The organism is Rhizobium sp. 01T444 (assembly GCF_056398305.1).
In genome coordinates this window covers 406500-431098 of sequence record NZ_JBFTPD010000001.1, presented here as the reverse complement: position 1 = coordinate 431098, position 24599 = coordinate 406500, and the positions used below count along the sequence as shown (strand labels likewise).

Sequence of the window (24599 nt, the reverse complement as noted above, 5' to 3'; positions counted from 1 at the left end):
CCTTAATCCCTTTTACGCAAGACCGATGACCTGGAAAATCCGACCCAATTGCGCCGAAGACGTGACGCAGCTTGCCGACATCTACCTGTCTGTCCGGCGCCAGACCTTCACCTGGGTTGATCCCGGCAAGTTTCATCGGGAGGATTTTGCCGCCCATACCAACGGCGAGGTCGTTTCCGTCTGCGAGGCACTCGACGGGAAGATCGCCGGTTTTATCTCGATCTGGGCGGCGGATGATTTCATCCACATGCTCTATATCCTGCCCGAATTCCAGGGCAAAGGCGCGGGAACCGCCCTGCTGCAATCGCTCCCCGGCTGGCCAGAGCATAACTATCGGCTGAAATGTCTCGTCAACAACCGCGACGCCAAGGCCTTCTATCTGGCACATGGCTTTCAGGTCACCGGCAGAGGCGCCTCACCCGAAGGCGATTATGAAGAGCTGAGTTTCACCCCGGCGCCAGTGGAATAACGGCAATCATCGCGAGGGCAACTGCCCGACGATCTCTTCCGCGCGCGTCTTGTGACGATCTGCTTCGCCCTGCCAGCGGATAGCCTCCTTGGCTTCGACGCGTGCGCGCTTGCGGTGCTTGCCCTGGTTGAACCAGGTCGCAGCAGAGCCCACCAGCATGCCGATGATGAAAGCGATCAGCAGGAAAACGAAGAAAGGCGCGGCCAGGGAAAGAACCTGATCCTCCGGCCGGAACGGATTGAAGGCAAGCGTTACGCTCTGCCGGTTGGCGACGCAGAAGATGATCAGGATGACGCCAAGCGGCAGCAAAATCAAAAGGTTGATGATCTTCTTGGTCATGTCGGTCTCCGCGCCGGTTTAGCGAAGGCAAGCTTCGTTGACGCCAGAATAGAAGTGCGGCGGAGAAGTTCAAGTGCGGCTTGATGCCTGATGCCGAGGATCAATCCTCTTCGTCGGCTTGTCCGGGGTTCAGGCGCTCGCGCAGTTCCTTGCCGGTCTTGAAGAAGGGGACCCACTTCTCCTCGACGAAGACCGTATCGCCGGTGCGCGGGTTGCGGCCGGAACGGGAAGGGCGGTTCTTTACGGAAAATGCACCGAAGCCGCGCAGTTCGACGCGGTTGCCGGCGGCAAGCGCATCAGTGATCTCGTCGAGGACCGCATTGACGATATTTTCAACATCGCGGTGGTAGAGATGCGGATTGCGTGCCGCAACAATCTGCACCAATTCGGACTTGATCACGGTCGCCCCCTTAAATTATTGATTTCTTGTTCAATCCTGGCCAACCTGCCAAACTGAAAGCAGCCCGTCAAGAAGCAACTTTGGGGGCAGGATGCCGTTGAGATCCTGACTTTTGACAAGATCACCATAACCAAGGATCGTAATCAACCGGGAAACAGCTCCAGCGAGTAAGAAGGGCGTATTGCTCTTCTTGTCCCAGTCGACGACCGGCAGTTTGTCGCTGACGTTTCGGGAGGTCAGATAGGCGCGAATTTCCGGCTGTCCACCGACCGCATCGATGAGTTTCACCTTCAGCGCTTGCCGGCCCGTGTAGATCGTTCCGTCGGCAAGCTTCAGCACTTCGTCATGCGGCAATTTGCGCCGGTCGGCAACGAGGTTGACGAACCAGTCGTAACTGTCGAGAACCATGTTGCGGATCATGGCCTTGGCTTCTTCACTGGTGTCGTGGAACGGCGAGGGCTCGGCCTTGAGCGGAGAGGATTTGATCTCCTGCAACGAGACGCCGAGTTTGTCGAGCAGTGGCTGGATCTGCGGGTATTGGAAGATGACGCCGATCGAGCCAGTGATCGAGCTTTCGCCCGCGATGATCGTATCGCCGGCCGTCGCAATCATATAGCCTGCGGAGGCTGCAAGCGTCCTGACGTCGGAGACGACGGGCTTCTTTTCCGCAATCGCCCGGATCGCCTTGAAGATCTTTTCGCCGCCATAGGTCGTGCCGCCCGGCGAGGAGATCGAGATCACGACTGCCTTGACCTGATCATTGTCCTTGATCTTTTCCAGTCGCTCGAGCAACTCGTCATCATCGGTGATCAGGCCGGAGATCGTCACATGGGCGATATGGGGCCGCGCGGTGCTGCCTTCGCTGAAGGCAAAATTATAAAGCGCAAAGCCGAGCGCGACGAGCAGCACGACCGCGGCAAGGCGCCAGAAGCCAAGCCTGCGGCGCAGCAGCCGGCGGTCTGCGATGATCGAGCTGTCCATTCCAACCTCCAGAGACGAAACCCAACGGCGGTACTCCGCCGCTGGGGAGATAAGGCGCACGCTGCCGCGAGAAAATGCCTCGGGAACCTGCTATTTTCGGTTTAGTTGCTTGTTGCAGAAAAAAATCCATATTGGCAAGCCAATGTAATAATGCGAAACGAACTGTGATTGGCGCCCGGCATTGCTATATAAGCGGCACGATCATCACACACGGACCAGGCATATGCTCGATACCCTCAGGAACAACGGGAAGCCCGCATACGCGGGGCCAAAGGACAGTGCCTATGGCCTTGCCCGGTTCCATTCCGCGCGTGTCCGCCGCCTGAAGTTCTTGCTGCCGGGCGCAGCCCTCATCATTTCCCTCATCTTCATCGCCGTCTCGGTGATCCGCACTTACCTGCCGGAAACCATCAAGATCGAGGGCGCCAAAATTGAGAACGGTAAGGTCGTGATGGAAAAGCCGGCAATCGCCGGCCGCAACTCCGATGGCATCAACTATTCGATGCTCGCCGAACGCGCGCTGCAGGATATCCGCAATCCCGACTTCATCACGCTGGAGACGATCAAGGCTGCCGTGCCGATGAATGACGGCTTGATGGCCCGCGTTACCGCGGCGACGGCGGATTTCAATCGTGCCACGGATAGCCTGCATATGACGGCGCCGTTCACGCTTGTTCTGAGCAGCGGTCTCGTTGCGAATTTTCAGTCTGCACACCTTGATATCAAGGGTGGAAACATGACGACGGATGATCCCGTCAGAATTACCAAGGACAATGCTTCGATTGTTGCGCGGTCGATGAATATAACCGATAAGGGGCGCGTGATCACATTCGAGGGGAACGTTCGCATGAATGTTGATTCATCCACCATCCATAAACAGGGCACCTAAAGAGCCGGGTCACATGACAAAAGATTGTCGCATTTCAACTCGCAAGACTGGCGTAGCTTTTATCACAGGCGCGCTTGCCTTCGTCCTGTCGGTCGCGGGGGCGGCCGCCCAGTCGACGACGATGCCTGGCATGAAGCTTTCCAGCGATCAGCCGATCCAGATTGAAAGCAACAAGCTGGAAATCCATGACCAGGAACACACGGCGCTCTTCACTGGCGACGTCAAGGTTGTTCAGGGCACGACGACGTTGCAGGCCGGCAAGATGACGGTCTATTACAAAGACAAGGCGAAGCAGCCGGCAGCGGGCGATGCTGCCACCAAGCCGGCACCTGCTGCCGAGACGGCTCCGGTCGCTGCAGAACAGTCGAGCTCGCTTGCCTCGGGTAGTGCCGATATCGATAAGATCCTGGTGACCGACAAGGTTTACCTGACGTCGGGTACGCAGACGGCGACCGCCGATGATGGCAATTTCGATATGACCTCGCAGGTCTTTATCCTCACGGGCAAGAAGGTCGTGCTGACCGATGGCCCGAACGTCTTTACCGGCTGCCAGCTCACGGTTCACATGGCGACCGGTCAGGCGGAGCTTGAAAGCTGCGGTGGTCGTGTCCAGATTCAGCTCGATCCAAAATCGCAGCCGAGTCAGCAGCCAAAGCAGAACTGAGAAGTCGGCCTTTCACGTGAAGCTATTCTCTCTATCCACCAAGTCCGGCAGAGCCGCGACGGAAGCCGCGGCTCCTGTCGACAAGGCTCGTTATCAGGGAACGCTGATCGCACGCGGTCTGACCAAGACCTATGCGACGCGGCGTGTCGTCAATGGCGTCTCGCTAGTCGTGCGGCGTGGTGAGGCTGTGGGCCTGCTGGGGCCTAACGGTGCCGGTAAGACGACCTGTTTCTACATGATCACCGGCCTCGTGCCTGTTGATGAGGGAACGATCGAAATCGACGGCAACGACGTGACGACGATGCCGATGTATCGTCGCTCCCGCCTCGGCGTCGGCTACTTGCCGCAGGAAGCCTCGATCTTCCGTGGGCTGACGGTGGAGGAGAATATCCGCGCCGTCCTTGAGGTGCATGAAAAGGACAAGACGGCGCGTGAGCGCAAGCTCGACGAACTGCTTGAGGAGTTTCACATCGCGAAGCTCCGCAAGAGTGCCGCCGTGGCTCTCTCGGGCGGTGAACGCCGACGCCTGGAAATTGCCCGCGCACTTGCGACCGACCCGACCTTCATGCTGCTCGACGAGCCCTTTGCAGGTGTCGACCCGATCTCGGTTGCCGATATTCAGAACCTCGTGCATCATTTGACGGCACGCGGCATTGGCGTTCTCATCACCGACCACAATGTGCGTGAGACGTTGGGGCTGATCGACCGGGCCTATATTATCCATGCTGGCGAAGTGCTGACCCATGGACGCGCGAACGACATCGTCAACAATCCGGAAGTGCGCCGGCTTTACTTGGGCGACAATTTCAGTCTCTGAACCGGTCCTGGACGACAGAAAATTGCGGCTGCGGCATAGGTTCCGCTTGACCAAGTAGGATAAAAAAGCAATTTTTGGGCCAACTCGGAATTCCGTGGCCTGAAATCTTCATCAGACGCGGTTTCCTGGAGGAGTCGAGGGAGTTTCGCGTCCGCCATGGCCCTGTCTGCCAATCTTTTTCTGCGACAGAACCAGTCCCTGGTGATGACACCGCAACTGATGCAATCCATCCAGTTGCTGCAGATGACGCATGTCGAACTCACTCAGTTCATCGCCCAGGAAGTGGAGAAGAACCCACTTCTGGAACTTCCGTCGGACGAGGGCGAGGCCGGGGAACGCGGCGAGGCTGCGGACGAACCATACCCGCAGCAAACGGATGGTGCGGGGGACGGCGAATATGAGGATCGCGGCGAAACGCTGTCCGGCGACTGGTACGATAATGGCAGCTCAAGCCGGCTGAGTGACGAGCTGGATGCCAATTACACCAATGTCTTCCCCGATGACGGCGCACCGCAGCGCCTCGACGCCCCCGAACTCATCAGCCAGTGGAAATCCATGCCGGGCAGCGCCGAAGGTGCTGACAGCAATTACGATCTCGATGAGTTCGTCGCCGGTCAGGTCTCTTTGCGCGACCACCTTGCCCAGCAGATACCCTTCATATTGCCCGATATGGCCGATCGCCTGATTGCCCAGAATCTGGTCGATCAGCTCGACGATGCCGGCTATCTGCAGGCCGATGTCGCGGAAGCCGGCGAGCGTCTCGGTACCGATGCAGATGACATCGAGCGCGTGCTCTCAGCGCTGCAGACGCTCGATCCGCCCGGCGTGTTCGCCCGTAGCCTTGCCGAATGCCTGGCGATCCAGCTTCGCCAGAAGGATCGTTTCGATCCCGCCATGCAGGCGCTGGTCGAAAATCTCGAATTGCTGGCGCGCCGCGACTTCGTCACCCTGAAACGCCTCTGCGGCGTCGATGAGGAAGACCTGCTCGACATGCTCGCCGAAATCCGCCAACTCAATCCGAAGCCCGGCAGCGGTTTCGAGGCTGGCGTTTCAGAGGCGATCATGCCTGACGTCGTGGTCCGCCCCTCCTCGGATGGCGCCTGGCTGGTCGAGCTCAACCCGGATACGCTGCCGCGGGTCCTCGTCAATCAGTCCTATTTTTCGCGCGTCGCGAAGAACGGCGAGGATCACGCCTTCCTCTCCGAATGTCTGCAGACCGCCAACTGGCTGACGCGCAGCCTGGATCAGCGCGCCAAGACCATCATGAAGGTCGCAAGCGAGATCGTGCGCCAGCAGGATGCCTTCCTCTTGCACGGCGTCGATCATCTGCGGCCGCTGAACCTGAAGACGGTGGCCGAGGCGATCAAGATGCATGAATCGACGGTCAGCCGTGTCACGTCGAATAAATACATGCTGACGCCGCGCGGCCTCTTCGAACTGAAATACTTTTTCACGGTTTCGATTAGCGCCGTCGAGGGCGGTGACAGTCATTCGGCTGAAGCAGTTCGCCACAAGATCCGGACGCTGATCCTGCAGGAAAGCCCGGATGCGGTACTCTCCGATGATGATATCGTCGATATGCTCAAAAAGGGCGGCATCGATCTCGCTCGTCGTACGGTCGCCAAATACCGCGAGGCGATGAACATCGCCTCTTCCGTCCAGCGCCGCAGGGAAAAGCGCGCACTGGCCAAGGTCGCCGGTTTCTGACTTGCAACGTCGGGGCGAGCCAATGATCGCCGCCTGGAACCGTTGATGGCGGAGACATCCCAATTTCAGGGGATTTTCAGTGCACGTTTTCCGCGTATGCTAGACCTCGCTGTGCCGGGCTATTGACTTTCCGGGAGGCTGTCGCTAGAAGCCCGCCGCAATCGGAGCAGCGAAGGGCATCCGGGCATTATCCCCATCATCCTCAAGGCACCAAGGACACGCAGACTTGAGCTCATCTTGCTTGAGATTGCGCGAAGTGCTTGGATGAGGTTGAGGCTTGGCGTAAACTGATACTCGCAAACTACCATAAGAAGGGAAACTCCATGAGTGTGCGTGTATCCGGTAAACATATGGAAATTGGTGACTCCTTCCGTCAAAAGATCGAGGACCAAATCGGTTTGGCCGTCACGAAATACTTCGACGGGGGATATTCCGGTCAGGTGATCGTGGAGAAGTCGAACTCCCGTTTTTCCGCCGATTGCAAGCTTCATCTCGATAGCGGCGTCGTGCTGCATGCGGCAGGCGAGGCCATGGATCCGCAGATTGCCTTTGATGCGGCATCCGAGCGTATCGAGAAGCGGCTGCGCCGCTACAAACGGAAGCTCAAGGATCACCACGCCGGAAATCATCTGAACGGTAACGGCTTTGCAGAAGTTGCCTATACCGTCATGGACGCGGTTCCCGATCATGAAGACGAGGTTCCGGACGATTTCGCTCCGGCCATCGTCGCCGAAAGCACCAAGCAGCTCAAGACGATGTCTGTTGCAACCGCCGTCATGGCGCTCGACATGACCGACGAGCCGCTTCTCCTGTTCCGCAGCCCCGGCAAGGAACAGCTCAACATCGTTTACCGTCGTCACGACGGAAATATTGGCTGGATCGATTCGGCCAATATCAAAGGCTGAGATCAGGGCGGGGGAGCGGCGCCGGGCGCCGCTCCCCCGGACCCGTGCTCTCGGCGACAGAAGGAAAAAGAAATGGCATTGGCAGATTTGCTGCACCAGGATGCGATCATTCCCGCCCTCAGGGTAAATTCCAAGAAACAGTTGCTTCAGGAATTGGCAGCAAAAGCCTCCAGGACTACGGGGCTTTCCGAACGGGAAATCTTCGATGTGATCCTGCAGCGCGAACGCTTGGGCTCGACCGGTGTCGGCAACGGCATCGCCATTCCCCACGGCAAGCTCGTCAATATCCACTCCATCGTCGGCATTTTCGCCCGGCTGGAACAGCCCGTCGATTTCGAAGCGCTGGACGACCAGCCGGTCGATCTGGTGTTTCTGCTTCTGGCGCCGGAAGGCGCCGGTGCCGATCACCTCAAGGCGCTTTCGCGCATCGCCCGTGTCCTGCGCGACCACGATCTGGTCGCCAAGCTGCGCGCGACCGATTCCGCTTCGGCGATTTATGCCTTCCTCAATGAAGAGCAGACGTCGAACGCTGCCTGACGATCTACCCGGAATGCAAAAAAAGGCGCCTGATCGCTCAGGCGCCTTTTTCTTGTCATGCGATCAGCGATCAGAACTCTTCCCAATTGTCCTGGGCAACAGCGGCTGAGCCGCGAGACTGTGCAACGGCCCGACGCGGTGCCGGAGCAGCCGCGCGTGGCGCCGGCGCAGCCGGTGCGCGCATCTGCTGTGCGGTGGAGCGCAGTGCTGTCGCGGCATTTCGCTGGCCGGAGACGCGGAAGCGGGTGACCAGTGTCTTCAGCGTCTGGGCCTCGTCGTTCAGCGTCACGCTGGCAGCAGTGGTTTCTTCCACCATCGCGGCGTTCTGCTGCGTGACCTGGTCCATCTGGTTCACGGCCTGGTTGATCTCCTTCAGGCCGATGGCTTGTTCGCTGGCCGAGGCCGAGATCTGACGGATAAGGCCGTTGATGCCCATCACCTGCTCGGCAATCTTGTGCAGCGTGTCGCCGGCGCGGCCGACGAGATCGACGCCTTCCTTGACTTGGACGGCCGAGGTGTTGATGAGTGTCTTGATCTCCTTGGCGGCATTCGCCGAACGCTGAGCGAGCTCCCGGACTTCCTGTGCGACGACTGCAAAGCCCTTGCCTGCTTCACCGGCGCGGGCCGCTTCGACACCGGCGTTCAGAGCCAGAAGATTCGTCTGGAAGGCGATCTCGTCGATAACACCGATGATGCGCGAAACTTCCGTCGAGGACTGTTCGATACCGTGCATGGAGGCAATCGCCTTCTGCACCACTTCACCTGATTTCTCGGCGTCTTCGCAAGCGAGATTGACGTTGTCAGCTGCGGTGCGGGCGTTCTCGGCGCTGGAATTGACCTGGGCGGTCAGCTCGTTGAGCGCCGCTGCCGTCTCTTCCAGACTTGCCGCCTGCTGCTCGGTGCGCTTGGCAAGGTCGGAGGCGCTGTTGCTGATTTCGCCCGTACCCGAACCGATATTGATGACGCTGAGGCTCATCGTGTTGATGGTTTCCTCGAGGCTTGCCAGAGCGGCATTGAAGTCCTGCTTCAACTTGCCGTATTCGCCGGGGAATTCCTCTGTAATGCGGTGGCCGAGATTGCCCTGTGACAATTCGGAAAGGCCTGCACCGACGATCGAGACGATGTGACGCTGCAGGTTGACCGATTGTTGGCGTTCCGATTCCGAGCGACCGCGTTCGGTTTCGGCGGCAAGGCGCTGGTTGTCGGCCTCGGCTTCGAGACGCCGCGTATCGGCAAGCGCGAAGCGGAAGCCTTCGAGAGCCTTGGCGACCGAGCCGATTTCATCGGCACGGTTCTGGCCGGCAACCGTTTCGTCGTATTTTCCGTCGCTCAGCGCCTTGACGCTGGAAACGAGGCCAGCGAGCGGACGCTGAACAAGCGCGCGGACGGCGAAGTAGAGGGCGAGCAGCACGGCGCCGAGGACGATGATGCCGTTGATGACCATCATGAAGGTCTGGTCCTGAACCGGAGCATTGATCGCCGTGTGCGGGACGTCGACCAGCACGACCCAGTTGGCGTTCAGGCCGGGAACTGCGAAGGGATAGACGACGCGGTCGAAGGGATCGAGGCCGTCGAAGCTGAGGTTCTTGACGAGGCCGACCTTCATGGACGAAAGCGCAGCCTTTACGTCAGCCGAGCCAGGATTGTCGCCATAAGGCTTCGACATTAGGTCGGGGGTCGGAGCGACGATCCAGTTGCCGTTCTGGGCGATCAGCGTTACACGGCCGGAGCCGAAGGGGCGCAGCGCCTGCACCTTGTCGGTGAGCGACTTCAGCGAGATATCGACGCCTTCCACACCGATCATCTTGCCACCGGACATGATCGGATAGGCAATCGAAGTCAGCAGGGTCGGAACGTCGGTGCCTTCGGCGAGGTAGGGCGCCGTGATCGCACCCTTGCCGCTGTCGGCGGCGAGCTTCCACCACTCTGCGGTATAGTCATTGTCGAAGGTCGAGAACTGGATGTCACCGGTCCTGTTCTTCGACCAGTAAGGCGTGAAGGCGCCGACCTTGTTGGTGCCTTCATCATTGTTGTTGGCGATTTCCGTGGTCTTGCCGTCGAAGGCGCCAAGCTGCTCGCAGAACCAGCTGCCGAAGGCGAAAGCGTTCTGTTCGAGATTGGCCTTCAGAATGCTGATGATGCCCTTGCGATCGAGGATCTTGCCTTCATGTCCGCGTCCGACGACGCCCGACATGGTGCGGGCAGCACTCGCAAGCTCGCCGACATTGGCTGCAATCTCGTTGGCGATCGACTTGGCTTCCGAATTGGCCTGATCCAGCGTCAGGGTCTGGACGCGGTTACGGGTCTGGTCGATGAGGAAGAGGTTCGAAACGACAAGCACCAGTGCAATGGCGGCACCGGTAATGACGATGAGCTTCGCCGCAAGCGATTTCATTCTGAAAATGAACATAGATTCCTCGGGGCAAGGAGGCACCGAAGGGCCATTCTCCGGCGCAGCGGGTAAGGCACGCTCTATCATGGAGCAGCCGTGGGGTTGACCGCCTCGAAGATGAACGAGGTGGCGATCGCCCGAAGGATCGCCAGAAACCTCTTAAATTTGAATGAAATTCGCTATGTTTCGGCAGCAAATCCGGAAAGCCACCCCAAAACTAGGGGTGGCTTTTTATCGATTGTTCGCGGCTGGACTGGACTATATTCTGTCTGCGACTTCGGCTGCGAGCGGAATGGAGGGTTGTGCCCCCGGCTTCAGGCAGGCGAGTGAGCCGGCGACCGCTGCACGGCGCAGCGCCGAGTCGAAATCCAGCCCCTCATCGAGGCTTGCTGCGAAGTAACCGCAGAACGTATCGCCGGCGCCGACAGTATCGACGGGTTCGATGACGAGGCCCTGCGCCCGGGAAATCTGGCCATCCCGGATCGCGATGACGCCATCGCCGCCGAGCGTGACGATCAGCGTCTGGCCGGTCTCGGCATGCAGGCGCTCCAACGCCGCCTCGCGGTCACCGGCACTCATGTTTTCCTGTCCCGCCAGCCGCTCGAACTCGGTTTCATTGGCAATGACGATATCGGCCAGCCGGCCGAGGCGCGGCGCATCCGGAATAAGCGGCGCGAGATTGAGAATGCTAGTGATGCCCTTGGCGCGAGAGGCAGCAAGCGCGCGCTCGACCGCCTCGACGGGAACTTCGAGCTGCAGCATGAGTATATCGCCCTCGTTCATGGCGTTGACGGCGGCCTCTGCATTGTCGCCGCTCACCTTGCCGTTCGCGCCGGGAATGACCGCGATCATGTTCTCGCCGTCGCCGCCGACGAGAATGAGAGCTGTGCCCGTCGGCCCCTCGACATGGCTGACGCGGGAAAGGTCGGTGCCTGCGCCGTCGAGCAGTTCAAGGGCGCCCTGGGCAAAGGCATCCTTGCCGACAGCGCCCGCCATATGGACATAGCGGCCTGCTCGCCGGGCGGCGAGCGCCTGATTGGCGCCTTTGCCACCGGCAGCCGTTGCGAAGCTGTTGCCGGCAACTGTTTCGCCGGGCTTCGGCAGGCGCTCGGTGGTGGCGATAAGGTCCATATTGATGGAGCCGAAAACTGTGATCATGGCATGTCCGTCCCTTGCTTCGGGCCGCGACACTGCCGAAGCGATCACTCCTCGTCAACCACCCTGAGCTTGAGCAAACCAGTTCGGCTTTCGACGGATTTCGCCGCCGGCTCGTTCTCGCGGGTTGGCTTGCCGTCGCCGCCTGCTTCGAATTCCAGCGCCTCGATCTTCGCGCCGCGCTTGGTGAGCTTGTCCGCTGAGGTAATGATCTGGTCCACGTCGCGCTGCGTCTGGGAAAAATGTCCCTGCAGCTTGCGTACGCGCTCGTCGAGCCGGCCGAGATCGTCCATGAGGAGGGCGACTTCTCCCTGGATGACATGCGCCTGCGCCCGCATGCGCTGGTCTTTGAGCACGGCCTGAATGACCTGGATTGACAGCATCAAGAGCGAAGGCGAGACGATAACGATGCGTGCGCGGTGCGCCTTCTGCACGATCCCTTCGAAATTTTCGTGAATTTCAGCGAAGATCGATTCTGAGGGAACGAAAAGGAAAGCCGTCTCCTGCGTCTCGCCCTGGATCAGATATTTCTCGGAAATATCCTTGATGTGAACTTCCATGTCACGGCGAAACTGCTGACCAGCAAGCTTACCGGCGTCCGCGCCGCCTGCATCGCGGATCGCGTTCCATGCCTCAAGCGGAAATTTGGCATCGATGACGAGCGGCGGTGCCCCATTCGGCATCCTGATCGTGCAGTCCGGGCGCGAGCCGTTGGAAAGCGTCTGCTGGAAGGCATAGGCGCCCATCGGCAGGCCATCGGCGACGATCGTTTCCATGCGCGACTGGCCGAAAGCCCCACGCGTCTGCTTGTTGGAAAGAATGGCCTGCAGCCCGACGACATCCTTGGCGAGCGTCTGGATATTGTTCTGGGCGACATCGATCACCGCCAGGCGCTCCTGCAGTTTCTGCAGGTTGTCGTGCGTTGATTTCGTCTGCTCGGTCAGCGTCGAGCTCATGCGCTGTGACATGCCGTCGAGCCGCTGGTTGATCGCGTGATTGAGCTCGGCCTGCCGTGCACCGAAGACTTCCGTCATGGTCGAGATGCGTCCCTGCATCTCCGCCTGTATTTTCAGAAGCTCAGCCATGCGCGCCTCGCTTTCCGCGGCGCGAAGATTGGCTTCTTCGGCTTGCTCGCGACGGATGCCGGCATTGCGCAAGGCAAACACGATTGTCACCAGAATGAGAACGGCGAGTGCGCCGCCGGCAAGTGCAAGCACGCCGGGGCTCAGTATCGGCAGGGAAATAGTGAGTGAGTCGGATGTCATGGTCATGCTGCACCATAACAAAATAAGCGGCGATATCCAGATCAAAACGTGAACAATCCACACCGTATCACCAATACGAACGACGCTAATTTGCTGTAACGGAAGAAAAATCAGCCGCCCACTTAACGATTGCTAAACCATATTCGCCAAATCTGGCGCTGCAATTTCCCTCCGCATTCGCGCCAGATAGAGATCCCCCATGACTTCCCACCAGACCGACAATGCCCTCAGGCAGCGCCTTGACTTCATTGAGCTTGACGATGAGGCGCGCAAGAACCTGCGGGAGCTACGGCCGGCGATCTCGGAGCTTCTCGGCGGCGCACTCGACAAGTTCTACAGCAAGCTCGCAAAGACCCCGGCGGTCGCAGGCTTCTTCTCCAACAAGGCCCATATGGGCCACGCCAAGAAGCGCCAGCAGGAACATTGGGGCAATCTTTCGGGTGGCAATTTCGACGAAAGCTATGTGAATGGTGTTACTGCCGTCGGCCGCACCCATGCCCGCATCGGCCTGGAGCCGCGCTGGTATATCGGCGGCTATGCGCTTGTCATGTCTGAGCTCGTCCGGGGCCTGATGGAAAAGCAGTGGCCATCGCTCTTTGCCCGTCAGCAGGGAAAGGCGCTTGCCGAAAAGCTGACCGCCGTCATCAAGGCGGCGATGCTCGACATGGATTATTCCATCTCCGTCTATCTGGAAGCGCTCGAGGAAAAGCGCCACGCGCTGGAAGAAGAACGCGCCCGCTCAGAAGCCGATCAGGCGTTGGCACTGGAACATCTGCGCCGCGGCCTCGAAGCACTCTCGCGTGGCGATCTCGAAGCGACCCTTCCTGCCGATCTGCCCGGGAATTTTCGCCAAATGGCTGAAGACTATAACAGGGCCGTCAACGCTCTTCGCGAATCTTTCACATCTGTCCGCACCACGTCCGGCCACATTCTCGAAGGTGCCGATGTGATGTCCAAGGCAACGGACGATCTCGCCTTGCGCACCGCGCAGCAGGCAGCCGGCGTCGAAGAGAGCTCGGCTGCGCTGCAACAGCTCTCCGTCAGCGTCAGCCAGACCGCCGCCAACGCCGAAAAGGCGTCCGGCGCCGTGCGCGAAACGCAGGAGAAAGCCAAGAATTCCGGCGAACTCGTCACCAGCGCCGTTTCGGCCATGGCGGGCATCGAAAAGTCCTCCACCGAAATCGCCAAGATCATCGGCGTCATCGATGAGATTGCTTTCCAGACCAACCTGCTGGCACTGAATGCCGGCGTCGAAGCTGCGCGTGCCGGTGATGCCGGCAAGGGCTTTGCGGTCGTCGCACAGGAAGTCCGTCAGCTTGCCCAGCGCACGGCCGATGCCGCCAAAGCGATCAAGAATCTGATCTCCGAAAGCTCGACGCAGGTGAACGAGGGCGTCAACATCGTCAGCAGCACTGGTGAGGCGCTGAGCGACATGATCAGCCGTATCGACATCATCAACAGCTTCGTCGCCGATATTGCGGCTGCCGCCCGCGATCAGGCGACTGGCGTCAACGAGGTGAGCGTGGCGATCCGCAACATGGACACCATCACTCAGCAGAATTCCGGCATGGTCGAGCGTACGTCTGCCGAAACCCGCAGGCTGAAGGATGGGGTCGAGAACCTCATCGAACTGCTGCAGCGTTTCCGCGCTCGTACTGAAGGTCGGCAGGTTGCCGGTACCGCCCGCCGCGCAGCCTGAATAATCCAGGCAAAATCCGGGCAGGCGCTGCAAAAAACCGCAATCCCTGCCCGGCGGATAATTCCCTAGTTTGAAAAGATGGGTTATGGGAACGCCATGACCATCAAGCCACTCATCATTCTTCCCGATCCCGTTCTCCGTCAGGTTTCCAAGCCGATCGAGCGGGTCGACGCCGATCTCCAGCGCCTTACGGACGATATGCTGGAAACAATGTATGACGCGCCGGGCATCGGCCTTGCCGCAATCCAGGTCGGCGTTCCACGCCGCATGCTCGTCATCGATCTTTCGAAGGAAGGCGAGGAAAAACAGCCGCTCGTCTTCATCAATCCGGAGATCGTCAGCTCCTCGGATGACCGTTCCGTCTATGAGGAAGGCTGCCTTTCCATTCCCGACTATTATGCGGAAGTGGAGCGGCCAGCGCAGGTCACCGTCAAATATCTCGACCGTGAAGGCAAAGAACAGAGTGTGGTGGCCGACGGTCTGCTCGCTACCTGTCTCCAGCATGAGATCGATCATCTGAACGGCGTGCTCTTCATCGATCACATCTCGCGGCTGAAGCGCGAAATGGTCATCAAGAAGTTCACCAAGGCTTCCAAGTCCAAGGCGCTCTGAGTTGCAGCATTGAAAATGTTGCGGCCGCGCCTTATGATATCGATGATATCATAGGAGCTGTTAATGGGTGATCTTCTGATCCGAAACTTGGATGATGCCCTGAAGCACGAGCTTCAAAATCGCGCGCGGGAGAACGGACGCAGCCTTTCGGAGGAAGCGATCATCCATCTGCGTCGCTCACTCAGCACCTTGCGCGAAGATCGGCAGCCGGCAGGAGAATGGCTGCGTGGTCTTCTCGGGGCTGAACGCTGGACCGATGACGAGCTATCAGCGATAGAAACTGCACGGCATGAAGCGGACCGTGCTCCACCGAAATTCCACGAATGAGCGTCGTTCTAGATACGAACGTCATCTCCGAGTTGGAAGGCAGTAAATATAGCGAGCGATTGCTGCATTGGTTGAACGGCTTTGACAGAGCCGACCTTTATCTGACGACTATCAGTGTTGCAGAAATCCACTACGGTTTGTCTCTCTTGCCAGAAGGCAAGCGGCGAGAGGCGCTGATGCAGGACTATCTTCGTCTTGAGGAGGCATTTTCGGGCAGGATAATTCCGTTCACCCTGGCCGCAGCGCATCGTTACGGTGCACTCAGGGCGGCGCGTGAAAAGCGCGGTCGAAGAATGGAGACGAAAGACGCCGTGATCGCGGCCATCTGCCTTGTGCACGGTGCGACGCTTGCAACCCGCAACACAAAAGATTTCGAAGGGCTTGATCTCAAGCTCGTAAACCCGTTTGAAGACGGTTGATCCTCAATTGGCGAGATAGAATGTCTCTTCGTATCGTTTTCATGGGAACGCCCGACTTCTCCGTCCCGACGCTGCGCCTGCTCGTCGACGCCGGCCATCAGATCGTGGCTGTCTATACTCAACCGCCACGGCCGGGCGGACGGCGCGGGCTCGATCTCCAGAAATCGCCGGTGCACCAGGCGGCCGAGCTGCTTGGCCTCCCGGTCTTCACGCCGGTCAATTTTAAGGATCCTCAAGAGCGTGAGCGCTTCCGTGCCTTGGGTGCCGATGTCGGCGTCGTCGTTGCCTATGGCCTGCTGCTGCCCGAGGCTATCCTGACCGGCACGCGTTACGGCTGTTATAATGGCCATGCCTCGCTGTTGCCGCGCTGGCGCGGTGCTGCGCCCATCCAGCGGGCGATCATGGCCGGCGACGAGAAGACCGGCATGATGGTCATGAAGATGGACAAGGGCCTCGATACAGGCGATGTCGCGCTGACTCGTGAAGTCGAGATCGGCCCGAACATGACGGCTGGCGAACTGCACGACCGCCTGATGCAAACAGGCGCGAAGGCGATGGCCGAGGCCATGGTCAAGCTGGAGATGGACGATCTGCCGCTGACGCCTCAGCAGGCCGAAGGCGTGCTCTATGCCACCAAGATCGACAAGGCGGAAACGCGTATCGATTTCAGCCGCGACGCCAAAGATGTTCACAATCATATCCGCGGCCTCGCACCTTTCCCGGGCGCCTGGTTCGAGCTTGAGAGCAATGGCAAGGCGGAGCGCATCAAGGTTCTCGGCTCCGAACTTGCGGCGGGTGAGGGCGCAGCCGGCGCACTTCTGACCGATGATCTTGTGGTTGCCTGCGGGGCGGGCGCCGTCCGCCTCACGAAGCTTCAGAAGGCCGGCGGCAAACCGCTCGCCGCTGCCGATTTCCTGCGCGGCACACCGCTTGCTGCGGGCACGAGGCTCGTCTGATGCCGCGATACCGCATGATCGTCGAATATGACGGCGGCCCCTATGTCGGATGGCAGCGACAGGACAATGGACCTTCGGTGCAGGGCGCGATCGAAAAGGCGATCTTCTCGGCAAGCGGCGATACCGTGTCAGCTCGCGGCGCGGGCCGCACCGATTCCGGCGTCCACGCCATGGGGCAGGTCATCCATGCCGATCTTTCGAAGGACTGGTCGCCCTTCAAGCTGCAGAATGCACTGAATGCCCATCTGAAGCTTGCGGGTGAGAAAGTGGCGATCCTTGATGTCGAGGCCGCGAGCGAATTCTTCGACGCGCGCTTCTCCGCGCTCCGCCGGCATTATCTCTACCGCATCATCAGCCGTCGCGCGCCGTTGGCGCTGGAGGCGGGCAAGGCATGGTGGGTGCCGAAGACGCTCGATCATGAAGTCATGCATGCAGCAGCCCAGACCCTCGTCGGCAGGAATGATTTCTCGACTTTCCGTTCGGCTCACTGCCAGGCAAACAGCCCCGTGCGCACGCTCGACCGGCTGGATGTGACCCGTAATGGCGAACTGGTTGAGATCCGTGCCACCGCCCAGAGTTTCCTGCACAATCAGATCCGTTCCTTTGCAGGAACTCTGAAGCTTGCAGGCGAAGGCAAGTGGACGCCTGACGATGTGCGGGCAGCACTTGAGGCGCGTGACCGCAAGGCCTGCGGCCCCGTGGCTCCGCCGGATGGGCTCTATTTCATGCAGGTGGATTATCCCCAGGTGATCACGGATCGCCGCAAAGCGGTGGATGAAAACGGCGATGGTGACGATCTATCGTAATCCGGCCCGCTGCACGTTGCACAACACGCTGGCTATGATCCGCTAGGCCGGCGAAGTCCCCGAAGTCATCGAATATCTCAAGACGCCGCCGAGGTGATGGCGAAGTCGTCAATCCACGCAGATCAAGCCGGATAGATGCCGAGGAAGTTCTGCAGATATTCCGACAGCACCATCGATGGCACCAGAAGCACGAGCGTCAGGGCGCCGACCATAACGGCATGACCATGGCAGATCATCCTGAGGATGCGCGCCAGCACGAAGACCTGTGCCAGCATGAAGACGAGAAGCAGCATCGACACGAGGCCGACCGAGCCCGGCAGGAAGAAGACGAGCGCCAGCAGCAGCCCGTTGATATAGGCAAGCGGCACGCCGAGCCAGTTGACGCTGACGATAACGGGCGCAAAGCGCTCGCCCATACGAACGGCAAGCAGCAGCAGCCCGGCAAAAACCAGCGGCACGAACCAGTTCGCAAGCTCCACGAGCCCAAGTCGGAAGTAAAAGGGAAGTCCGACGTCCGTCTCCGGCGGCATGGAGCGCAGATAGGCATTGCGCCACCAAAGCCAGGAAATGCCTGTCGGCGGCAAGCACCAGATGATCGCCCAGAAGGATCGGTTGACGCCGCGATCCGATATGTCGAGGAAGCGGAAACCGCGCGGATCGAGCTTGATCAGCAACCAGATGCCGGCGAGATAATACTGAACCTCTCTAAAGCCCGGCATTTTCAAACCAACGTTCGATGAAAGTCTCGTAGATCACCGTCAGCGTCTCCAGATCCGCAACGGCGACCCGTTCGTCGACCATGTGCATGGTCTGGCCGACAAGGCCGAATTCCACGACCGGGCAATAATCCTTGATGAAGCGCGCATCCGATGTGCCGCCCGTCGTCGACAGCGCCGGCGATGCGCCGGTAACGGTCTCGACCGCCGACGACAGCGAGGCGATCAGCGCATTGTTGCGCGTCAGAAAAACATGGCTCGGGCGGTCGGCCCAGATGATCTCGTATTTCACCGGCTCGCGGCCCGGCCGTAATGTGCCGTCAGTGGCAGCTGCATCAAGGCGCCGGACAATTTCGGCTCGGAGTGTATCGGCCGTCCAGGTGTCGTTGAAGCGAATGTTGAAGCTCGCCGAAGCCCTGGCCGGAATGACGTTCGTTGCCGGATTGCCGACATCGATAGTCGTTACTTCGAGGTTGGACGGCTGGAAATTGTCCGTGCCGGCGTCGAAAGGCGGATCCATCAGCGCCTGGGTGAGTTGCAGCATGCCGCGCACCGGATTGTCGGCAAGATGCGGATAGGCCGCATGCCCTTGCACGCCGTGCACGACGATCTTGCCGGACAGCGAACCGCGCCGGCCGATCTTGATCATGTCGCCGAGCTTGTTCGGGTTGGTTGGCTCGCCGACGACGCAGGCATCCCATGTCTCGCCGCGTTCCGCCGCCCACTGCAACAGCTTGATCGTCCCGTTGATCGACGGGCCTTCCTCGTCACCTGTGATCAGGAAGGAAATCGAGCCCTTCGGTGCGCCGTGCTTTTCGACATGCCGGGCAACGGCCGCAGCAAAACAGGCAATGCCGCCCTTCATGTCGACTGCGCCACGGCCGAAAAGCTCGCCATTGGCAATCTCGGAGGCAAAGGGCGGATGCGTCCAGGCGGCTTCGTCACCGACGGGCACCACATCGGTATGGCCTGCAAACATCAGATGCGGTCCCTCGGTGCCGAGGCGAGCATAGAGGTTTTCGACATCAGGCGTGCCAGCTTCCTTCGCAACCACTCGGTCGACCTTGAAACCGAGCGGGGCCAGCATCGCTTCCAGCGCGGAAAGCGCGCCGCCTTCTGCTGGCGTCACGGACGGGCAGCGGATCAGGGTCTGAAGATTGGCAACAGGATTCGTGGCGGTCATGGCGGTCGAATTATCCGGTGGGAATGGCAAAGGCGTGGCAAGGCGTGAGGCGGCCTCGCCTAAAAGACGCCGATTGTTTACCGAATCAATATCGGGCTGTCATCAATCTCGGAGCAGTTCGTTGATGCCCGTCTTGGAACGGGTCTGCTCGTCGACACGCTTGACGATCACGGCGCAATAGAGGTTAGGCGCTTGCTGGCCGTTTGCCATCGTCTTGTCTGATGGCAGCGAGCCCGCAACGACGACCGAATAGGGCGGGACTTCGCCATAGCTGATCTCGCCGGTAGCGCGGTCGACGATCTTGGTCGACTTGCCGATGAAGACGCCCATGCCGAGCACCGAGCCTTCACGCACGATGCAGCCTTCGACGACTTCCGAACGCGCACCGATAAAGCAATTGTCCTCGATGATCGTCGGTCCGGCCTGCATGGGCTCCAGAACGCCGCCGATGCCGACGCCGCCGGAGAGATGCACATGCTTGCCGATCTGCGCGCAGGAACCGACGGTGGCCCAGGTGTCGACCATCGTGCCTTCGCCGACATAGGCGCCGAGGTTGACGAAGGACGGCATCAGGATGGCGTTCGGAGCGATATAGGCCGAGCGGCGCACGACCGCACTAGGCACGGCGCGGAAGCCGGCGGCGCGGAACTGGTTCTCGCCCCAGCCTTCGAATTTCGAGGGCACCTTGTCCCACCAGGTCGACTGGCCGGGACCGCCCTTGACCACTTCCATATCGTTGAGGCGGAAGGAGAGCAGCACGGCCTTCTTCAGCCACTGATTGACCTTCCAGACGCCATCGGTGCCGCGCTCGGCCACGCGTGCCTTGCCCCCGTCGAGCAGGTTTAGAGCGGCCTCGACTGCATCGCGCACTTCGCCTTTCGTCGACGTGTTCACATTGTCGCGATTGTCGAAAGCGGTTTCGATGGTCTTTTCAAGGGATACGAGGTCGGTGGCGCTCATGGGAATTCCTTAAACTTCGATCTTTATCGTGGAGACGGCAGGTCTCCGGAATTGCGATTGGCGGGTTGTCACCCGATCTATAGCATGCACCCGTAAAATGGAATGATTTTTCGGACAAGATCATATCTGGATTCAAGGCGTTATAGCGACATATCCGGTCATTCGTGGCCGGTGATACTGAAAGGCATTTCGATATGGCAAAGGCAAGAAACGGTGGCGGACGACGCAAGGACGGTGTCTGGGATCCGTTGAAGAGCAGTTCGAGCGACAGGCAGCGCGCGGAAGCGGTTCCGAAGACGCCGCAGACGCTCTCGCCGGCCTATCGCCTTGCCTATGTGGATGAGGATTTCCTCTGCCGCGAGGAACTGCGACCGATCCGCCTGCAGCTCGAACTTCTGAAGGTCGAGATGATGATGGCCGAGCGCGGCATCAAATCGACCGTCGTCATGTTCGGCGGCGCCCGCATTCCGGCCCCCGGCCAGAGCGCCTGGGCAGCCCGCAACGAGACCCAGCGTGCAAACCTCGAAGCCGCATCGGTCTATTATGACGAAGCTCGCAAATTCGCCCGCCTCTGCTCGCGTTATGCAGCCGGTTTCGATTTCCACGAATATGTCGTCGTCACCGGCGGTGGCCCGGGCGTCATGGAAGCTGGAAACCGTGGTGCGGCGGATGAGGGAGCCCCTTCGATCGGCCTCAACATCGTGCTGCCGCACGAGCAGGCGCCGAATGCCTATGTGACGCCCGAGCTCAGCTTCAACTTCCACTATTTCGCGATCCGCAAGATGCATTTCATGGTCCGCGCCAAGGCGGTCGCAGTCTTCCCCGGCGGCTTCGGCACGCTGGACGAATTCTTCGAATGCCTGACGCTGATCCAGACTGGCCGCATGGAGCGCATCCCGCTGTTGCTCTTCGGCTCGAAATTCTGGCACAGCATTATCAATTTCGATGCGCTCGCCGAATTCGGAACGATCGCGCCTGAGGACGTAAACCTGATCAGCTTCGTCGATACTGCCGATGAGGCCTGGAAGATCGTGCAGGACTTTTACGAACACCGCGAATAGAGCAGTTCAAGCCAAACTGGTCAGCGGCTTTACGCCCGGTACAAACGAAAAACCCTCCTCCCGTGTACGGGAAGAGGGCTTCGGGTGAGGGGCAAACCCCTCGCGATATCCAGGGAACGCTTTGTTATTCCCTTCAAAGGAAGGGCTGGTCCGGCATATCGTCGATCGAGATCACGCCGTCCTTGTTGCGGTCCATGCGATCGAAGAATTTGTTGAAGGCGGTTTCCGCTTCCTGCTTGCTGATCTGGCCGTTCTGGTCAGTGTCGATGCGGCCCATCATCATGGTGATTGCCATGAAGCGGGCATTGCCATGCATCCAATGGTGACCGTCGTGGCCGTGACGGCCATGGTCCTTGTCGTCGCCTGCCTGCGGCGCCGCATTCTGATCCGCATCGCCCTGCTTGGCCGATACCGCTTCACGACGCGCCTTGAACTGTGCTTCGCGGTACGCGCGGATTTCGCCTGGCGTCAGCGAGCCGTCGTGGTTGGTGTCGATGGCGGCGAAGATCTTCTCCATGCCATCGGTCGCCTCCTGCTTGGTAATCTGCCCATCCTTGTTCGTGTCGAACTGTTTCAGCATGCGCACGAAGAGGATTTCGCGGAAGGCCGCGCCACGCGGACCGCCCATCATGCCATGCTCCATTTTTCCATGGTGGCCTGGATGATCAGCCTGATCGCCTGGTGCTGCGAAGCTGGCCCCGGCGGCTGCGCCGAGAAGAAGAACAGAGGAAAGCGCCGTCAGGATAAGCTTGTTGCGGTACATGTCAGTGCGTCCTTTCGTAGGATGTCCCTCGATACGAAAGGTAGGACCGAACCCTGCCACGGCCCAGTTAAACATCTGTAAGATGGATGAAACTTTGGTAAGTTAGGTCGTAATCTTCTTCAGGAAATCAGCGAGATCGTCGGTGACGAAATCGATGTGGTCGTCCTCGCCGCTCGTTCTCTCCCACCATTCGACGACAGTCTCTTCCAGATTGCGCGGCACGAGCAGAACGGTCTGCATGCCGAGCGCTTTCGGTACGGTGAGATTGCGCGGCAGGTCCTCGAACATCGCAGCCTTGCCCGTCTCGACCTTCTTCAGCGCCGTGAACTTGTCGTAGGTCGCCTGTGCCGGCTTCGGCAGATAGTCGGCCGCGACGATATCGAAGATGTCGTCGAAATGGTCGAGGATACCGAGCGCGCCGGCCGTCGCCTGTGCATGCTGGACGCTGCCATTGGTGAAGATGAACTTGCGGCCCGGCAGGGATTTGATGGCTTCGGCAAGCTCCGGCTGCGGGGTCAGTGCCGAATAATCGATCGCATGCGCCTTTTCGAGAAAGTCGTTGGGATCGACCCCGTGATGGATCATCAGCCCCTGCAGCGTCGTACCGTGATCGTAGTAGTACTGCTTCTGCAGCTTGCGGGCCTCTTCCTGCTCCATTTGCAGGAGCGCCGAGACATAGGCCGTCATGTTCTTGTCGATCTGCGCGAAGAGATTGACATGATGCGGATAGAGCGTGTTGTCGAGGTCGAAGACCCATTCGGTCACATGCTCGAAATCGTTCTTGGTAGGCGTGCGGTCGATCTTTGTCATAGCCGCCCTTATGACATGGTCGCGGCGGGAAACCAAAGGCTTTTGCTTGCAGGTCCGGCTTGCCAAGGCTCTCCCAAAAATGCCGCCAGATTTTCACAACTTCAGAGAGATTTTGGCTGACTTTCGCCATTGATCGCTGGTGACCTCTGCCTGCGTCAGACAGGGGGACCCGCAAGGGTGAAGTCGCATGAAGATCGTTCTGATAAACCCGCCGCATACGGCGATCGGCAGTCGTATTCCCGATGATCATCTTCCACCGCTCGGGCTTCTTTCGGTTGGAGGTCCGCTGATCGACGATGGTCATGCCGTCAGCCTCATCGATGCAGAATTCGGACCGATGACGGTTGCAGACATTGTCAGCCGGGTGATGGCTGACAGTCCCGATCTGGTGCTGATCGGCCATTCCGGCTCGACATCGGCGCATCCGACTGCCCGCGTGATCGCAGAAGCGATCAAGCGCGGCGATCCCAAAATCTCCATCATCTACGGCGGCGTGTTCCCCACCTATCATTGGCGGGAGGTGCTGGCAGAGACTGAGGCATTCGACATCCTCGTGCGCGGCGAGGGCGAGGAAACCATGCGGCGCCTAGCCGATGCCCTGGCGACGAACCGCCCGCTCGCGACCATCCCCGGAATCGCCTTTCGCGATGGCCATGGCGAAATCCTGGCAACGCAGCCGGCACAGGCGATCGCCGATCTCGATGCCTATCGTGTCGGCTGGGAACTGATCGACCATCGCAACTATAGCTACTGGGGCGGCAAGCGCGCCGTCGTCATGCAGTTTTCCCGCGGCTGCCCGCATCTCTGCAATTATTGCGGCCAGCGGGGTTTCTGGACCCGCTGGCGTCACCGCTCGCCGGAGCTTTTCGCGCAGGAGATCGCCAGGCTCTACCGCGAAGAGGGCATCGAGCTCATCAATCTCGCCGACGAGAACCCGACATCCTCGCGAAAAGCCTGGCTTGCCTTTCTCGAAGCGATGATCGCCGAGAACGTGCCGGTGCAGATCGTCGGCTCGACGCGAGCGGATGATATCGTCCGCGATGCCGATATCATCCACCTCTACCGAAAGGCGGGTGTCGTGCGCTGGCTGCTCGGCATGGAAAACACCGATGAGGCGACGCTTGCCCTGATCAAGAAGGGCGGCGCCAAGACGACCGATCGCGAGGCTATCCGCCTCCTGCGCCAGCACGACATCCTTTCCATGGCGACCTGGGTGGTTGGTTTCGAGGAGGAGAAGCTGAGCGATCTCTGGCGCGGCTTCCGGCAGCTGCTCTCCTATGATCCTGATCAGATCCAAGCGCTCTATGTGACGCCGCATCGCTGGACGCCCTTCTTCCGTATCGCCCGCGAACGGCAGGTAATCGAGACCGATATCCGCAAATGGGACTACAAACATCAGGTCCTGAAGATGCGGTATCTCAACCCGATCGTGCTGGTCGCCTGCGTCAAGCTGATCGAGGTCGCGGTCCAGGCGCGGCCGAAGGCGCTGCTGCGCGTCCTCTTTCATCGCGATCCGGAACAGCGCCATTCCATGCGCTGGTACACGCAGATGGGCCGCCGCGTCTGGTTTCACGAGATCCTCGAATTCCTCTTCCGCCGCCGCCATCTCAAGGAAGGTCCGACGCTTGAGACATTCTGGGGTGCGCCCCAGGATGCGGAGGAGGAATCGATGCTGCGCCCGCAACGGCATGTGAAGAGCCTCGACGCTGCGGAATAAAATAGACGCCCGATTTTCGGCGGACGACACAGGCGTGGAGTGCTAGAAAG

At 59.7% G+C, this 24599-nt stretch carries 26 protein-coding genes; 15 read left to right on the top strand and 11 right to left on the bottom strand.

What is annotated here, in order from left to right; all coding sequences use genetic code 11:
* The first annotated feature begins 25 nt into the window (after positions 1-25).
* Positions 26-469 carry a GNAT family N-acetyltransferase gene (locus tag AC1DTN_RS02085; protein ID WP_113325064.1) on the top strand — a complete coding sequence of 148 codons (444 nt, stop codon included), beginning with the start codon at positions 26-28 and terminating at the stop codon, positions 467-469.
* Positions 470-475: 6 nt separating this feature from the next.
* Here AC1DTN_RS02085 and AC1DTN_RS02080 read toward each other — a convergent pair whose 3' ends face one another.
* The 3 genes from AC1DTN_RS02080 to sppA form a co-directional block, all read right to left on the bottom strand.
* On the bottom strand, positions 476-808 hold the full coding sequence (locus AC1DTN_RS02080) for a LapA family protein (RefSeq protein WP_037100920.1): 333 nt from the start codon (positions 806-808) through the stop codon (positions 476-478).
* A 100-nt stretch (positions 809-908) separates the two neighbouring features.
* The gene (locus AC1DTN_RS02075; protein WP_003544934.1) at positions 909-1208 is read right to left on the bottom strand and encodes an integration host factor subunit beta; all 300 of its coding nucleotides are present in this window, start codon (positions 1206-1208) and stop codon (positions 909-911) included.
* Between the two features lie 30 nt (positions 1209-1238).
* Positions 1239-2189: a signal peptide peptidase SppA gene (sppA, locus tag AC1DTN_RS02070; protein ID WP_113325065.1), complete on the bottom strand. Its 951-nt coding sequence runs from the start codon at positions 2187-2189 to the stop codon at positions 1239-1241.
* A 223-nt stretch (positions 2190-2412) separates the two neighbouring features.
* Between sppA and lptC the strand changes: the two genes are divergently transcribed.
* The 6 genes from lptC to ptsN all read left to right on the top strand — a co-directional run bounded on the left by lptC (position 2413) and on the right by ptsN (position 7708).
* Complete coding sequence (gene lptC, locus AC1DTN_RS02065; RefSeq protein WP_477919796.1) at positions 2413-3078, top strand: LPS export ABC transporter periplasmic protein LptC; 666 nt, start codon at positions 2413-2415, stop codon at positions 3076-3078.
* 13 nt (positions 3079-3091) lie between these two features.
* Complete coding sequence (locus tag AC1DTN_RS02060) at positions 3092-3742, top strand: LptA/OstA family protein (RefSeq protein ID WP_113325067.1); 651 nt, start codon at positions 3092-3094, stop codon at positions 3740-3742.
* A 16-nt stretch (positions 3743-3758) separates the two neighbouring features.
* Complete coding sequence (gene lptB, locus AC1DTN_RS02055; protein ID WP_113325068.1) at positions 3759-4559, top strand: LPS export ABC transporter ATP-binding protein; 801 nt, start codon at positions 3759-3761, stop codon at positions 4557-4559.
* A gap of 156 nt (positions 4560-4715) precedes the next feature.
* Entirely contained in the window at positions 4716-6266 is a 1551-nt protein-coding gene (gene rpoN / locus AC1DTN_RS02050) for an RNA polymerase factor sigma-54 (RefSeq protein ID WP_477919794.1), read from the top strand.
* A 323-nt stretch (positions 6267-6589) separates the two neighbouring features.
* The gene (hpf, locus tag AC1DTN_RS02045; protein ID WP_007814977.1) at positions 6590-7171 is read left to right on the top strand and encodes a ribosome hibernation-promoting factor, HPF/YfiA family; all 582 of its coding nucleotides are present in this window, start codon (positions 6590-6592) and stop codon (positions 7169-7171) included.
* Between the two features lie 72 nt (positions 7172-7243).
* Positions 7244-7708, top strand: coding sequence for a PTS IIA-like nitrogen regulatory protein PtsN (ptsN, locus tag AC1DTN_RS02040; RefSeq protein ID WP_029868958.1), 465 nt, complete (start codon positions 7244-7246; stop codon positions 7706-7708).
* 70 nt (positions 7709-7778) lie between these two features.
* Here the strand turns inward: ptsN and AC1DTN_RS02035 are convergent, their stop codons facing one another.
* The 3 genes from AC1DTN_RS02035 to AC1DTN_RS02025 all read right to left on the bottom strand — a co-directional run bounded on the left by AC1DTN_RS02035 (position 7779) and on the right by AC1DTN_RS02025 (position 12526).
* Entirely contained in the window at positions 7779-10118 is a 2340-nt protein-coding gene (locus tag AC1DTN_RS02035; RefSeq protein WP_477919793.1) for a methyl-accepting chemotaxis protein, read from the bottom strand.
* A 240-nt stretch (positions 10119-10358) separates the two neighbouring features.
* Positions 10359-11258, bottom strand: coding sequence for a ribokinase (locus AC1DTN_RS02030; RefSeq protein ID WP_477919792.1), 900 nt, complete (start codon positions 11256-11258; stop codon positions 10359-10361).
* Between the two features lie 44 nt (positions 11259-11302).
* The gene (locus tag AC1DTN_RS02025; protein ID WP_113325072.1) at positions 11303-12526 is read right to left on the bottom strand and encodes a DNA recombination protein RmuC; all 1224 of its coding nucleotides are present in this window, start codon (positions 12524-12526) and stop codon (positions 11303-11305) included.
* A 193-nt stretch (positions 12527-12719) separates the two neighbouring features.
* Here AC1DTN_RS02025 and AC1DTN_RS02020 point away from each other — a divergent pair, with 193 nt between their 5' ends.
* The 6 genes from AC1DTN_RS02020 to truA all read left to right on the top strand — a co-directional run bounded on the left by AC1DTN_RS02020 (position 12720) and on the right by truA (position 17339).
* Positions 12720-14219: a methyl-accepting chemotaxis protein gene (locus AC1DTN_RS02020; protein ID WP_439013954.1), complete on the top strand. Its 1500-nt coding sequence runs from the start codon at positions 12720-12722 to the stop codon at positions 14217-14219.
* 96 nt (positions 14220-14315) lie between these two features.
* Entirely contained in the window at positions 14316-14831 is a 516-nt protein-coding gene (def, locus tag AC1DTN_RS02015; protein ID WP_113325084.1) for a peptide deformylase, read from the top strand.
* Between the two features lie 63 nt (positions 14832-14894).
* A complete protein-coding gene (locus tag AC1DTN_RS02010; RefSeq protein WP_113325074.1) occupies positions 14895-15158 on the top strand; it encodes a FitA-like ribbon-helix-helix domain-containing protein in 264 nt (87 codons plus the stop codon).
* Positions 15155-15577, top strand: a complete 423-nt coding sequence (locus AC1DTN_RS02005; RefSeq protein WP_477919791.1) for a PIN domain-containing protein — start codon at positions 15155-15157, stop codon at positions 15575-15577. Before AC1DTN_RS02010 ends, AC1DTN_RS02005 begins: the two co-directional genes overlap by 4 nt.
* A gap of 20 nt (positions 15578-15597) precedes the next feature.
* Positions 15598-16533, top strand: a complete 936-nt coding sequence (gene fmt, locus AC1DTN_RS02000; protein ID WP_477919790.1) for a methionyl-tRNA formyltransferase — start codon at positions 15598-15600, stop codon at positions 16531-16533.
* Positions 16533-17339, top strand: a complete 807-nt coding sequence (truA, locus tag AC1DTN_RS01995) for a tRNA pseudouridine(38-40) synthase TruA (RefSeq protein WP_477919789.1) — start codon at positions 16533-16535, stop codon at positions 17337-17339. Before fmt ends, truA begins: the two co-directional genes overlap by 1 nt.
* Before the next feature lie 122 nt (positions 17340-17461).
* Here the strand turns inward: truA and AC1DTN_RS01990 are convergent, their stop codons facing one another.
* The 3 genes from AC1DTN_RS01990 to dapD form a co-directional block, all read right to left on the bottom strand.
* Positions 17462-18058, bottom strand: coding sequence for a hypothetical protein (locus tag AC1DTN_RS01990; RefSeq protein WP_113325078.1), 597 nt, complete (start codon positions 18056-18058; stop codon positions 17462-17464).
* Positions 18045-19238, bottom strand: a complete 1194-nt coding sequence (gene dapE / locus AC1DTN_RS01985) for a succinyl-diaminopimelate desuccinylase (protein ID WP_477919788.1) — start codon at positions 19236-19238, stop codon at positions 18045-18047. The genes AC1DTN_RS01990 and dapE overlap by 14 nt, the downstream gene beginning before the upstream one ends.
* 102 nt (positions 19239-19340) lie before the next feature.
* Positions 19341-20198 carry a 2,3,4,5-tetrahydropyridine-2,6-dicarboxylate N-succinyltransferase gene (dapD, locus tag AC1DTN_RS01980; RefSeq protein ID WP_113325080.1) on the bottom strand — a complete coding sequence of 286 codons (858 nt, stop codon included), beginning with the start codon at positions 20196-20198 and terminating at the stop codon, positions 19341-19343.
* Between the two features lie 194 nt (positions 20199-20392).
* Between dapD and AC1DTN_RS01975 the strand changes: the two genes are divergently transcribed.
* Positions 20393-21259 (top strand): LOG family protein, encoded by an 867-nt coding sequence (locus AC1DTN_RS01975; RefSeq protein ID WP_113182119.1) that lies wholly within the window; start codon positions 20393-20395, stop codon positions 21257-21259.
* Positions 21260-21392: 133 nt separating this feature from the next.
* Here the strand turns inward: AC1DTN_RS01975 and AC1DTN_RS01970 are convergent, their stop codons facing one another.
* Complete coding sequence (locus tag AC1DTN_RS01970; protein WP_113325081.1) at positions 21393-22022, bottom strand: EF-hand domain-containing protein; 630 nt, start codon at positions 22020-22022, stop codon at positions 21393-21395.
* 102 nt (positions 22023-22124) lie between these two features.
* The gene (locus AC1DTN_RS01965; protein ID WP_439013961.1) at positions 22125-22832 is read right to left on the bottom strand and encodes a pyrimidine 5'-nucleotidase; all 708 of its coding nucleotides are present in this window, start codon (positions 22830-22832) and stop codon (positions 22125-22127) included.
* Positions 22833-23019: 187 nt separating this feature from the next.
* Between AC1DTN_RS01965 and bchE the strand changes: the two genes are divergently transcribed.
* Complete coding sequence (bchE, locus tag AC1DTN_RS01960) at positions 23020-24549, top strand: magnesium-protoporphyrin IX monomethyl ester anaerobic oxidative cyclase (protein ID WP_477919787.1); 1530 nt, start codon at positions 23020-23022, stop codon at positions 24547-24549.
* The last annotated feature ends 50 nt before the right edge of the window (positions 24550-24599 follow it).